Source organism: Collinsella sp. AF18-8LB (genome assembly GCF_003459795.1).
In the GTDB taxonomy this organism is placed as follows: Bacteria; Actinomycetota; Coriobacteriia; order Coriobacteriales; family Coriobacteriaceae; genus Collinsella.
Map to the genome: position 1 here is coordinate 17,267 of NZ_QRWU01000010.1, position 12,520 is coordinate 29,786.

9 protein-coding genes are annotated in these 12,520 nt (G+C 60.8%); 4 read left to right on the forward strand and 5 right to left on the reverse strand.

All coding sequences use genetic code 11. The annotated features are described in order from the left end of the window. Window positions 1-143: 143 nt before the first annotated feature. Window positions 144-983 (reverse strand): tRNA (guanosine(46)-N(7))-methyltransferase TrmB, encoded by an 840-nt coding sequence (locus DWX25_RS08320; RefSeq protein ID WP_117798934.1) that lies wholly within the window; start codon window positions 981-983, stop codon window positions 144-146. Window positions 984-1,100: 117 nt separating this feature from the next. Beyond that, window positions 1,101-1,973, reverse strand: a complete 873-nt coding sequence (locus DWX25_RS08325; protein ID WP_117807973.1) for a class I SAM-dependent methyltransferase — start codon at window positions 1,971-1,973, stop codon at window positions 1,101-1,103. Window positions 1,974-2,238: 265 nt separating this feature from the next. Between DWX25_RS08325 and DWX25_RS08330 the strand changes: the two genes are divergently transcribed. The 4 genes from DWX25_RS08330 to DWX25_RS08345 all read left to right on the forward strand — a co-directional run bounded on the left by DWX25_RS08330 (window position 2,239) and on the right by DWX25_RS08345 (window position 6,732). Beyond that, window positions 2,239-2,955: a helix-turn-helix domain-containing protein gene (locus tag DWX25_RS08330; RefSeq protein WP_117763705.1), complete on the forward strand. Its 717-nt coding sequence runs from the start codon at window positions 2,239-2,241 to the stop codon at window positions 2,953-2,955. Next, entirely contained in the window at window positions 2,955-3,851 is an 897-nt protein-coding gene (locus tag DWX25_RS08335; protein WP_158572639.1) for a DUF4097 family beta strand repeat-containing protein, read from the forward strand. The genes DWX25_RS08330 and DWX25_RS08335 overlap by 1 nt, the downstream gene beginning before the upstream one ends. A gap of 97 nt (window positions 3,852-3,948) precedes the next feature. Next, a complete protein-coding gene (locus DWX25_RS08340) occupies window positions 3,949-5,856 on the forward strand; it encodes an elongator complex protein 3 (RefSeq protein ID WP_117807969.1) in 1,908 nt (635 codons plus the stop codon). Next, window positions 5,857-6,732, forward strand: a complete 876-nt coding sequence (locus tag DWX25_RS08345) for a spermidine synthase (protein ID WP_117807967.1) — start codon at window positions 5,857-5,859, stop codon at window positions 6,730-6,732. A gap of 118 nt (window positions 6,733-6,850) precedes the next feature. Here the strand turns inward: DWX25_RS08345 and DWX25_RS08350 are convergent, their stop codons facing one another. The 3 genes from DWX25_RS08350 to DWX25_RS08360 all read right to left on the reverse strand — a co-directional run bounded on the left by DWX25_RS08350 (window position 6,851) and on the right by DWX25_RS08360 (window position 12,463). Beyond that, window positions 6,851-9,289, reverse strand: a complete 2,439-nt coding sequence (locus DWX25_RS08350) for a DEAD/DEAH box helicase (RefSeq protein ID WP_117807965.1) — start codon at window positions 9,287-9,289, stop codon at window positions 6,851-6,853. Between the two features lie 116 nt (window positions 9,290-9,405). Further along, on the reverse strand, window positions 9,406-10,710 hold the full coding sequence (locus DWX25_RS08355) for an ATP-binding protein (protein WP_117807964.1): 1,305 nt from the start codon (window positions 10,708-10,710) through the stop codon (window positions 9,406-9,408). After that, the gene (locus tag DWX25_RS08360; protein WP_233505624.1) at window positions 10,703-12,463 is read right to left on the reverse strand and encodes a TerB N-terminal domain-containing protein; all 1,761 of its coding nucleotides are present in this window, start codon (window positions 12,461-12,463) and stop codon (window positions 10,703-10,705) included. The genes DWX25_RS08355 and DWX25_RS08360 overlap by 8 nt, the downstream gene beginning before the upstream one ends. Window positions 12,464-12,520 lie beyond the last annotated feature (57 nt).

Here is a 12,520-nt window from a genome sequence, read left to right on the forward strand (position 1 = left end):
CGCAAGGGCTCTACCTGCGATTTTAGTTTTCGCCATACGGGTCGTGCTTGGCTATTGCCAAAAAGTCTACTCACTTAGGTTTGAGGGTCGTTCGTCGGCGCCTATTTGCGTTTGGCTACCGGCGCCGCGACTGCCAAAAGCCCCTAGGACTCTTGCGGCAGGCGCTTCTTGCCCTTGCGGGCGCGGTTTTTAAAATTCTCGACGGCCTCTTCCATGCCCAGGGGCACGTACGTGAGCTCATTAAGGTCGTCGGGCAGGTAGCAGGCAAGACTTTGCTCCTGCATGCGCCCCGCCGTGAGCTCATCGTCACCGGGCTGTGCGCCGGGTGTGGCGCAAATGCCGTAGACAACGGCACCCATCTCGCGCGTACGGCACTCATATTCGGTCTCGGGATACTCGGGATGGTCGCGGCGGACGTCGTCACTTATCCAACGCGTGTCGTAGCCTGCCGCGGCAAACTGCCCCAGGGCGTAGTCGCGCAATGGTTTACTGTCGGTGCGCAGTGTGACGGTGGCGCCAGCCGCAAAGAGCGGGCGGTAGAGCATCAGATGGTCAACATGCACGAGTCGTTTTTTGGCGTACTTGGCCTTGGGCTGCGGCGTGGGAAAGTTGATGGTGATAGCATCGAGCTCGCCTGCGGCAAACAGTTGCGGCAGCGATGCAGCGCCTCGGGGCAGGACGAGTGCGTTGGACAGCTCCTGCTCGCAGATTTTCTGTGCGGCATAGGCGATGCAGATGGGCTCCTGGTCCATACCGACAAAGAGCGTGTCGGGTTCACGGCGAGCTCGCTCAACCAGATAGGTGCCTTTGCCGCAGCCTAGATCCAGATGAAGGCGGGTAAAGGACAGGCCGCCGGCTGGCGCGCAGGCTTCGCGCCAATTCCCGGCATAGGCCTCGGGGTTCGTCTCAATCGCATCGGCGTAGCGCTCCAGGCGCTCTTCGAGCACAAAGTTCTTAGGCGTGCGAACGTGGACGGCTCCCATGAGGCTCCTTGGTTATACGCATGGAACGCATGACTGCGCGTTCGGTCAACGGGCTGGAAAAGGTGGGCATGGTTTGCCCGGAAGTTGCGGCGCGACTCGGCGGCGGGTCGCCGATGCCTACAGGCGCTTGAGGATCACATAGCGGTTGAGCTCGCCGCTTCGACCGTCGGCGTGGAAACGCTCGAGCTCGCGTACGGGAACCTCGCCACTCTTGTAGAACGTACGAATGCCGCGCACCAGGTCGGTGATCTGCTGATCGTCAAAGTGGTGGCAATAGCGGTAGGCATGGCGGTCGTTTTGCCATCCAATGAGGTGGTCGCCGGCTTCGAACTGCGCGGAATCGTAGTCCTCAAACGGCGGGGTGAGCTCAGCGCGGGCCTCGGCGCGAACGGCTTTGCGTGCCATACGCTCGTCGTTCATAAACTCCCAAAAGCTGATGGCAATGATGCCGCCCGGGCGCGTCTGGCGCACCAGGGCGTCGAGCACGCGCACGCGATACTCGCACGACGGCACGTGGTGCATAAAGCCAAAGCAGACCGAGATGTCGGCGAGCGGGGCGTCGAAAAGCGCGTCGGGTGTCTCGGCGGGGTTGAGCTTCATGAGGGCATCGAGCACGTCGAGTTCCTGGAAGTGCAGGTTGGGGATGCGCAGGGCGTGGCCATGAGCATCGATGGCCAGGTCTTGGCACGAGTCGACGCCATAGAATTCAAGCGGGCAGCTGGCGTCTGCCGAGGGACTCGTGCCGTCGACGCCTTTGGCGGCAAGTGTGCCGCCGGCGGCAAAGTTCTCGAATCGCATATTGCCGCAGGCGAGATCGAAGACGCGGACGGGATGCTCGATCGTGGCGACGTCGAGCTGCTCGAGCGCGATGTCCATAGTGCGCACCCAGCCGGGCCACGGGGCCTGGCGCGTATCGGAAAAAGAGGCGGAGTGCTCGCGATAGAACGTATTGTTGAGCTTGATGAGCGATGAGGCGAAATCGCGGTTCACGGCGCGGAACTCCCTCCGTTGGCGGTGCGGAATAAACAGTATGACCATACTACCGTTAACGCCGCAACGGGGACAACCGAGCTGCGGGCCATTGCTTTGTTTGGACGCATTTTCGCAGCTCATATGTGCCCGCAACCGTCGGTTGTCAAAAATCTCACTAGAATAGGTGGCATGCTTTTGGCGGTGGCGGATAGATTTTTAACTGTGCAAGGCGCCTTAAGAAAAAACGGTCCGGCGGCACGGCTGGCATCGCATAGGAGGAACCATGAATGTAGAAACTGCGCAGCGGCTCGCCGACCTTCGCCGCAGCAAGGGCTTTAGCCAAGAGGGATTGGCGCGAAAGCTGGGACTGTCGCGCCAGGCGGTCAGTAAATGGGAGCGCGCGGAGAGCTCGCCCGATACCGAGAACCTGATCTCGCTCGCCAAGCTCTATGGTGTGAGTCTGGACGAGCTGCTCAATCCGAGCGACGAGATCGAGGACGATATCGAGTTTGAGAATGAGGACCGCGCCCGCCAGCGCGAGGCCGAGGCGGCGGAGCGAGCCCGTACCCACGAGGCGGCGGCACGCGCTACCGAGGCCGCAACGCAGGCGAGTGATGCCGCGGCTAAGGCGGCGCAGGCTGCAAGCTGGAGCGCGCAGGCGGCTAACGCCGCGACGGCGCAAGCGACGAACGCCGGTGCGGTCAATCCGACTCCGGTGAAAGGACCGTTCCAGTCGTTCCCGTATTGGGCTGTGTGCTGGATGCTGTTCTTTCTGCTGATGTTCCTGTTTGGCGCCGGTCCCTTTGCCGCGCTGATCTTCTTTACGATTCCCATCTATCACTGGGTGGCGCGTGCGCTCGATGGTGATTGGGCGCGCGGGGATATTCAGGTTGGTCCGGCACCGGTGACAGCTAGGGCTCAGAATGTTTCCGCTGCGGTTGACGCTGACGTGACCACCGCGGCCACCGCTGAGCCGATTGCCAAAGAGGGTGATGAATGATGAAGCTTTCGCATGAATCCAAGGTACGCTTGGGCGTTGGCATCGGAGCGTTCATGCTCATCATCGGACTTGTCTTTGGCATTTCGCGGGTATTGATTCATTTTGATGGTCCGTGGGATCTCGACGATGTTGTATCCGGCTTGTCTGGTTTGGACGATGCGGTTGACGACGATGATCTCTTGGATAGCGGTAACTATTCCGCTCGGCCTCAGCGGCTTTCGTGTACGACCTTTGATGCCGATGAGTTTCGCTACCTCGATTTCGATATCGATGCGGCTACGGTGGACGTCAAGGTTGTTGATGGCAACAAGGCTCGCGTTATCGAGCGGGGACGCGTTGCCAATGGTATGGATGCCTCCAAGGCCGCGACGCAGAACATCGCATCCGTCGAGGACTCGACGCTCAAGGTTTCTCAGTTTGGAAGTGATGACGGTAAAGCAATTGACCGCTCGGTTACGGTTGAGCTGCCGCGCCGTGTTGCCGAACATCTGAAGGGAGTCAACGCGCACGTGGGCTCGGGTGATCTGCAGATTGCCGGTGTCACCTGTGATGGTTTCGACCTTTTCCTGGGTGCGGGAGATGTAGAGTTTGCGGGCAGCGTGACTGATGCGCTTAGTGCAGAGGTCGGGTCGGGCGATGTAGCGTTCGAGCTCTACCAGGCCCCCGCGAAGTCGATGGACGTGAGTGTGGGCTCGGGCGATGTGGAGATGACGGTTCCGAACTCTACGGGCTTTAAGGCGAGCCTCACCCTGGGCAGTGGCGACTTCGAGAGTGATTTCCTTCCGCTTGGCTACGATGGCGAGACCATATTGAATTCTGAATTCGACAATGGCGATAAGTCCGCCACGTATCGTTTTGAGATCGGCTCGGGCGACGTGTCGTTTGATTCGGAGTAACGGGCGCTTTTCGAAAACCCGTAAGCATAGACGCGCTGTTTGATGAAGGCGCCGGAGCCGTGACGGGCTTCGGTGCCTTTGCCTTTACAATGGGGACATGGAACAGATTATCTTGAACATACTCGAGGCTCTGCGTCGCGGCGAGACCGTGGACGACAAAGCGCTCGTCAAACTGATACATGCCGAGGCGCGCCGTGAGGGTGCCGACAAACGCGATTTGGCCAAGCGCCGTCTGTTGCCGTTCTACCAGCGGGTAAAACGTGAAGAGCCGGCTCGTTGGGCTGGGTGGAACATCGACGCCAGGCTTGAGCGTCAACTGCTGCAGGTGTTGCGTATGAAGCCGCGCCGCACGGCTTCGGGCGTGGCGACCATTACTGTCATCACCAAGCCCTGGCCGTGCTCGGGCGATTGCCTGTTTTGCCCCAACGACCTGCGCATGCCCAAAAGCTATCTGCACGCCGAGCCGGCGTGCGCCCGTGCGGAGCAAAACTGCTTTGATCCGTATCTGCAGGTGAGCGCTCGTCTGACCGCGCTTTCGCAAATGGGGCATGCGACCGACAAGATCGAGCTCATCGTACTTGGCGGTACTTGGAGCGACTATCCGCAAGGGTATCAAACATGGTTTGTGTCGGAGCTTTTCCGTGCGCTCAATGACGATGCCGTGGCCGGCGTGGCAGCCAACCCCATGTTGGCGCGTCCGGGCATCAGCCGTGCCGAGGCGGGGCGCCTGCTCGATGACGCTCCCGCCGATGCCCTGCCTCCGGTGGTGGCGGAGCGTCGCGAGCGCTATAGGACTGCCGGCATTGCGACCGATGAGGCTGAGCTTGCCGCCGGCGTTGCCGGCGAGCAAGGGCGTGTGGATGCTGCCGTGGGTGGCTATAACCGCGCGGTGCGAAAGCTCTATGGCCCCGGCACGCCGTGGGGCCGGGTTGCCGAGTGGCAGACGGCAACAATGGAGGAGCTTGAGCGCCAGCAGCGCATCAACGAGACGGCGAAGCATCGCGTGGTGGGGCTCGTTATCGAGACGCGCCCCGATGCCGTGACGCCGCAGGCGCTCACGCTCATCCGCCGTCTGGGCTGCACCAAGATTCAGATGGGCATCCAGAGTCTCGACCAGCACCTGCTCGATATCAACGAGCGTCGCATTTCGGTGGCGCAGATCGATCGGGCGTTTTCGCTCGCGCGCCTGTTTGGCTTTAAGATCCACGCACATTTTATGCTTAACTTGCTGGGCGCCACGTCCGCGGGGGACAAGCGCGACTACGAGCGCTTTATGACCGAGGGCGCCTTTATGCCCGACGAGGTCAAGGTCTACCCGTGTGCGCTCATCGAGGGCTCGCGTCTGGTGGGATGCTACGAGCGTGGCGAGTGGCGCCCCTATACCGAGGACGAGCTGCTCGATGTGTTGGCCGATGACATCGTGGTGACGCCGGCGTTCTGCCGCATTAGCCGTATGGTTCGCGACTTTAGTTCCGACGACATTATGGTGGGCAACAAGAAGCCCAACCTTCGCCAGCTGGTCGAGAATCGCCTGGCGGCGCAGGGCAAGGGCGCCAAGGTGCGCGAGATTCGCTATCGCGAGATTAGCACGGCGGGCGCCGACCTGGGCGAGTTGACCCTTAACGAGGAGGTGGCGTACGAGACGCCGGTGACGCATGAGCGCTTTTTGCAGTGGGTAACGCCGCAGGGCAAGATCGCGGGCTTTTTGCGCTTGTCGCTGCCCGACCGCGCATTTGTTGCCGCGCATGCGGACGAGTTGCCGACGACGCCGGACGAGGCGATGATTCGTGAGGTGCACGTGTATGGTATGGCCGCGCGCGTGGGCGATCAAGGCCAGGCGGCTCAGCATCATGGATTGGGGCGCTCGCTGGTGGAGCGCGCGTGCGAAATTGCTCGGGATGCGGGCTATGCGCGCATCAACGTGATTAGCGCGATTGGCACGCGTGAGTACTATCGCCATTTGGGATTTTATGATCATGGACTCTATCTGCAAAAGGAGCTCTAGATGAACAAGCCGAGTGTTTCTGCCGGTGTCGTTGCCGGCGTTGCCCTGGGAGCCGCGGCGCTCGGTGCGGCCGCCGTTGCTGTTCGCGCTGCCTGTCTGCAGGTCGCGAGGACCCGCAATGGGCTGGCGCGCGTGAAGCGCGTGCACGATGAGAACGGCGACGAGGTCCGCGTGTTGGTGCAAGGCGGCGTGTACCAAAGCGCGACCTATGTTGGCGAGCGTTGGGCAGAGCCCGTCTTTGTGTACTATCGTGCGTTTGACGATGTGTTTGAGGCCGAGGATGCCATGCGCGATGCTTGTAGCCATGGCATCGACCGCATGCTTATGCTGGGCGGCGGCGGGTTTGCCTATCCCAAGTTTGCGCTGATGTCGCACGAGAACTTGCGCATGGACGTCATTGAGTACGACGCCGAGATTACGCGTCTGGCACGTCGTTGGTTCTATCTGGACGAGCTGGAGCGCACGGTGGGAGACCGCTTGCGGGTGATTACCGCCGAGGCTCGCTCGTATCTGGGCGTGACGAGCGTGGGGCATCGTCGCTACGATGTCGTCGTGAGCGATTGCTTTGGCGGTGCCGAACCCGTGCGCGAGCTGGCGACGATTGAGGCGCTGCGTTTGGTGCGGGGCAGCCTGAACCCCGGCGGTATCTATGCTGCCAATATCGTGAGTGCAAACGAGGGGAGCGATGTGACGTTCCTGCGCGATTGCGTTGCCACGGCGCTCGAGGTGTTTGCGCATGTTTGGGTGGTTCCCTGCGGCGACGCGGAATTTGGCGGCGAAGAGAACTACCTGCTCATTGCCAGCGACGGTGACTACACCTTTGCCGAAGCCGTGCCCTTCGATGCCGACTTCTTCGGCACGGCCCTCCGCGACTAGCCTATTCGGGGCGGGCCTCTTTCGACCAGTCTTTTTGGGCTTTTTAGCTACCCCGGCAGGTATCGCGAACGGTTTGGCTGATTAACGGCAGGGATAGCTAAAAGAGCCCCGTCCCAAATTAGCTGGTCCAGCTGCGGATGCGCTGCTTCATGCCCTCGATATCGAGTACGCCTTCGGCAAAGCCCTTGCGCACGAGTTCCTCGGGAACAAATTCGTCGTAACGATCAAAGTAAGGCACCTCGCCGGGATAGACGAGCTCAATGGGATCGAAGTCCTTCTCGGCCTCGGCGGCGAGCACCTCAAAGAACGTCTCCTCGTCGGCCTTCATCTTAAACTGCATAAAGTACGGTCGCGATGGATCGAGCCCTCGAAGGCCCAGCTCGGCGGCACATTTAATTTTGAGCATGCGCTCGAGCGCCAGAAAGGCATAGCTGCCCAGCCAGGGGAAGAACGCCCAGGTGTCGCCGCCCAGGTTGATGAGCGGCTTGGTTCCTGCGCCCGAAATCTCGGCCGTATGACGAGCCTGCGCCAAGCGGGCTCTCGCGTTACCCATGAGGTACGGATATGCCGCGTGCTCGTTAAGCGCTTTGCGCATACGCTCGAGTATGTGTGTATTAATGTCGCCGGGGCAGTCGCCAAAGTAGGCCGGCACGCGACCTTTGACCTGTGTGGCAAAGACGGTATGACGCTTCCAGTCCACTTCCTCGACAATCCAGCAGTGTCCGGCGATGGCGATGCGCTCACCGGGCGGTGGCGGATTGACGATCGTGCCCAATTCGGCCGACTCGCTGCGAACGGTGAACTCCTCGTTTTCCTGAAACACGGCGTAGAACTTAAAGTTGTTAATGATGCGCTCGCCTGCGAGACCCACGATGAGCCCGCCGCCCTCGGTGATCTGAATATGGTCGATGGTAATGAGGTGACGGAGCAAGACGCGATAGTCATCGGCCGAGATGCGGTGAAAAAAGCTGAGCGTGAGCACACGCTGGGCAAGTTCTGCCGGCGTGAGCTCACCGGTGCTGGCAAGTGTCGACATGGTCTGGTGATAGAGCAGACTATAGGGGAGTCGATCGAGCTCGGGTGGCTCGACCCACTTTTCCTCACGATAGAGTTGTACGAGCGCGATGCCCTGCAGGAGCTTCCACGGAATGGTCTCGGGCATCATCGTGCGCGGCTCGGGCTCTTCCTCGCGCATGACAAACCACATCTCGGGTGGAAGATCGCGGCGTCCTGTGCGGCCCATGCGCTGCAAAAAGGAGCTGACGGTAAACGGTGCATCGATCTGGAACGCGCGCTCCAGACGACCGATATCGATGCCGAGCTCCAGTGTGGAAGTGGTGACGGTTGTCTGTGCCTGCTCCTCGTCACGCATCAGCTCCTCGGCGGTCTCGCGCAGCGATGCCGAAAGATTGCCGTGGTGGATGAGAAAACGGTCGGGCTCGTGTCGGCTCTCGCAGTAGCTGCGCAGCATGGAGCATACGGCCTCTGCCTCCTCGCGCGAGTTGGCAAAGACCAGGCACTTGCGGCCGCGCGTATGTTCAAAGATGTAGCCCATGCCGGGGTCGGCGTTTTCGGGCGCGGTGTCGGTGGGGTTGAGAAGCGCCTGCTCGGTCGCCCGCGGGATATCGACTTCGCCCTCGGGGGCCGAGGAAGTGCGACGATCCCTGGAGGTAACCTTGCCCCGTGCCTGTTCGCGACGCTGACGGCGCTCCTCCTGCGTGAGCTGTCCGCTGTGACGTCTGTCTTGGGTGCCGGCGGGCAGTGCCGTGGACGCTGCCGCCTCGATGCGCTCGCACGCAAGCACCTCGGCCTCTTGGGGACCAGCACTCTCGAATCCTCGCTGCTGCGCCTGGGGGCCCGAGTTGTAGAAGTGCTCCATGGAGATGCGCCACACGCGACGCGGTTCCTCAAAACGGGGGATAACGCAGCTGCGTCCCGTTCCCTGCGAGAGAAAGGTGCCCGTGCGCTCGGGGTCGCCGATGGTAGCCGAAAGGCCAATGCGTCGGGGCTGCACACCTGCCATGCGCGAGAGGCGCTCGATAAGGCAGAGCGTCTGCCCGCCGCGGTCGCCACGCATAAGCGAGTGAACCTCGTCGATGACCACATAGCGCAGGTCGCAAAACATGCGCGGGATCGCCATGTGCTTATGGATCAGGAGCGCTTCGAGCGATTCGGGCGTAATCTGCAAGATGCCGCTCGGCTTTTTAATGAGCTTTGCCTTGTGCGACTGCGAGACGTCGCCATGCCAGTGCCAGACGGGGATATCGGCCTCTTCGCACAGGTCGTTGAGGCGGACGAACTGATCATTGATGAGTGCTTTGAGGGGACCAATGTAGAGGGCGCCTACGCTTGTGGGCGGGTTTTCCCAAAACTCGGTCAGGATGGGAAAGAAGGCCGCCTCGGTTTTGCCGGACGCTGTGGATGCCGTCAGGAGCACGTTGTCTTGCGTGTTAAAGATGGCGTCTGCTGCTGCAACCTGGATAGAGCGTAAGCTCTCCCAATCGTGGGAGTAGATGAAGTCCTGGATAAACGGGGCGTAGCGGTCAAAGGCGTTCACGGGGCCTCCTTTCAACAACGGGTTATCAAACGCAACGGGCAATGGGTCGTCGAATTGCAATATCGGCATTTGCCGAGATAAAACCTACCAAATTAAACCTGTCCCTTTTTGGCAGGTTAGATGGTGAACTCGGCGAAGTTGCGGTCGCCGCCTGCGGTGCCGGTGTTGTCTGTTGCGGCTGTCGGCGCCAGCGCGTCGCCACCGACGCTTTGCAGCAACTCGGCTACGCTAGCGTCGGGGTTCTGACACAGGATATCGAGCAACTCGATAAAGTCACGAATGACTTCACGCGGCGTCAGGTGCGTATCGGCTCCCACGCGACTGAACTCAATCTTGAGGAAGTCCACCAGGTCGTTCTCGGTAAGCGTGGGCGTCCAGCCAAAGTAGCCGGCATGGATCTGCATGAGTTTTTCGATGAGCACCAGCAGCTCCTCATAGGTGAGTGGCTGCAGGCGGATGATGGGCGCGAGCATATCCTTAAGGTCCTCGCGTGCAAAGCGGCCCTGGGCGAGTCGGCTGCGTAGGGCCTCGTAGGAAAACACACCGCGGCGGCGGTCCTCGATGGAGGTCGGCGTGCCACCCATGATCATGCCCAGGTACTGCGCCTTGCCCTGAAGTGTGTCGTTGTACATGGTCAGGATTTTCTCGTAGTTGTACTGGCGCGTGATGGCGTTGGGAATCTTATACAGATTCACGAGCTCGTCAATGAGCACCAGCATGCCTTTGTAGCCGCTGCAAACCAAAAAACGCGCGATGAGTTTGACGTAGTCGTACCAGTCGTCATCGCTGATGATGGTTGAGGAGCCCAGCTCGGCGCGAGCCTCGCTCTTGGTGCGGTATTCGCCGCGGATCCATTTGGTCACGCGGCTCATGGCCTCTTCGTCGCCCTCGGATACGGCCGCGCGATAGCGGCGGAGCATGCGGGTGAAGTCGAAGCCGTGGACCATCTCCTCGAGCGGGGCTAGTTGGGCATTGACGACCGACTCGTCGACGTCGGCACACGAGGCGACCCAACGATCCAGGATAAGGTTGAGCGCACCGCCCTCGGGGCGCGTTTTAGTCGATATATTGCGGATGAGCTCGCGGTAGGTGGCAAGGCCCTGTCCCTGACCGCCCTGGAGACGGCGCTCAGGGGATAGATCGGCATCGGCGACGACGAACCCCTCGCCCATGGCGTGCGTGCGGATGGTTTGGAGTAAAAAGCTCTTGCCGGCGCCGTAGCGACCGACCAGAAAGCGGAAGCTCGCGCCACCGTCGGCGATGAGGCTCAGATCGGTGAGCAGGGCGCGGATCTCGACCTCGCGTCCTACGGTGATGTAGGGAAGGCCGATGCGCGGGACCACGCCGCCCTTGAGCGAGTTGAGAATGACGGCGGCGACGCGCTTGGGCACGCGGGGTGCTGCGGATGCGGTATCACTCATGGTCTAGGTATCCTCTCACGTCTGCTTCGTAGTCCTCGATAATCTGCGGTCCTGCCGCGCTAAATTCAATTACGGTGTCGCCCACCAGATCAAAGAGCGCCTCGTTGATGGTATCGACGAGCATGTCCTCGCTCTGCTCCGATTGCGCTACCGCCGATTCCGCCTGTACTGCATTGTGCTCGAACAGCGCGCGGAGATAGGCGTCTGCAGCAGGCGCGAGTTCGTTCGTGGCGTCAACGGGCGCAGCAGCTGTAAGCGCGGGCGTCGGCACAAGAAGCGGCGCCACAACACCAAACTGTTCGGTGGAAATGGTTGGCTCGTCGGCCTCGTCCTGCCGAATGGGTGCCGCGACCGCCTCGACCGTCGCGTCTGCCACGGGCTCGGCTTTCGACCGTTCGGAGCCTGCCGTATCGACCTCTGCGATCATACCGTCCTCGCGCTCCTCGTCGATCAAAAGCGCCTCGCGCGTTTGCGCGGCGGCGCTCCGAATGTGCCCCAGCTGACTCAGATCGATATCGATCTTGACGGGCTGGTGTGCGGCGTCCCATGAAAGCCATGCCACAATCTCGTCATCGATAATCTTGGCCAGATATTTGGGGACCTTTTCTTCCTTAAGGGGATGGGCGGGGTCCAGCGCCAGGCGCAGGCGTTGGTCGCAGGCGCGCATCATTTCACCGAGCTTGCTGCTCTTTTGCCTACTACCGTGGATACGCATGCATTCCCAAAAGCCGTTTTGGCAACGGTAGATATGGATAGGATCAAGGCGGTATTCGCAGTCCTCGTGGCGCTCGGGCGCAAAGAATACGGCCGAGGCAAACATGGTGTAGGGCATGGCCGTCTCCTCCCCAAATAAACTCGCCACGATGCCGGTCTTTCGGTGCGTGTCATAGTAGCGCGCCATGCGGACATACACGGCGCACGCCACGTGGCGCAGATCGCGGTGGTGGCTGCGGTCGAGCCGCGAGTTACTTAGGTTATACGTGGAGAGGGCATTGATAGCGGCCATGAGTCGCTCCTCGCGCACCTCATCGGGCGGAAGGGGGAGCGTGGGCTCGGAGGTTTTGCGACGCTTAGGGGGCTGGCCGGACGGTGCCGGTGCTGGTACAAGGTCTCGTGCCGCGCGCCGCAGCTCGATAAGGGCGTTATCGAACATGACGGTTTTAGAGTCACGAAGCAGCTTGGGGTCGAGCCTGTGGAACACGGCGTAGTCCTGCAGCCACACGCGCGCAAACCGGTCGATGCCGGGCTCGAAGGCGCGATAGACATCCCAAAAAGCCTTGATCTTGTTAAAACCATCGAGCGGGTCATCTACGCCAATGCCGCAAATCAACTCATAGAGATACAGAAAGGCAAACGAGGTCGATGTCTCCTCAATATTCCCGCGGCGCACTTGGGCACGCCAGGTAAAGTAGCCGCGCAGCTGCCGGTCGCTCATGGCGTTGTAGGTGGGAAAGTACGACTTAAAGGTGCCGTTGTAGGGACAGTCGTCCTCAAAGTCGGCCATCAGCAGGCCTTGGCGGTAGAAAAGCTCGGCTTCCGAAAGCCAACGGCCCGCGCCGCCCTTTGGGTCTTCTTGCCAACGCGATATCTCACGCATCTTGCGGTATTGGTCGGGGAGGAAGTTCTGCATCTGTCGGCCGGTCTTGAGAATCGGCTCGTCTGCGTAGATTTCGTTTGAGAAGCGGGCGGACTGATGGGTCCGGGCCTCGGCCATAATGCGCTCGATGAGCATCTTGATGTCCTGGTCGGCCACCGCTCCTCCTCTCGAACGCAGCTACGGTGACCTCATATCATAGCACAGCATCAAACA

Coding starts and splice junctions, on each gene's coding strand:
- DWX25_RS08355 (WP_117807964.1), bottom strand. CDS start 10,710: ATGAGTGATACCGCATCCGCAGCACCCCGCGTGCCCAAGCGCGTCGCC.
- DWX25_RS08335 (WP_158572639.1), top strand. CDS start 2,955: ATGAAGCTTTCGCATGAATCCAAGGTACGCTTGGGCGTTGGCATCGGA.
- DWX25_RS08320 (WP_117798934.1), bottom strand. CDS start 983: ATGGGAGCCGTCCACGTTCGCACGCCTAAGAACTTTGTGCTCGAAGAG.
- DWX25_RS08345 (WP_117807967.1), top strand. CDS start 5,857: ATGAACAAGCCGAGTGTTTCTGCCGGTGTCGTTGCCGGCGTTGCCCTG.
- DWX25_RS08330 (WP_117763705.1), top strand. CDS start 2,239: ATGAATGTAGAAACTGCGCAGCGGCTCGCCGACCTTCGCCGCAGCAAG.
- DWX25_RS08340 (WP_117807969.1), top strand. CDS start 3,949: ATGGAACAGATTATCTTGAACATACTCGAGGCTCTGCGTCGCGGCGAG.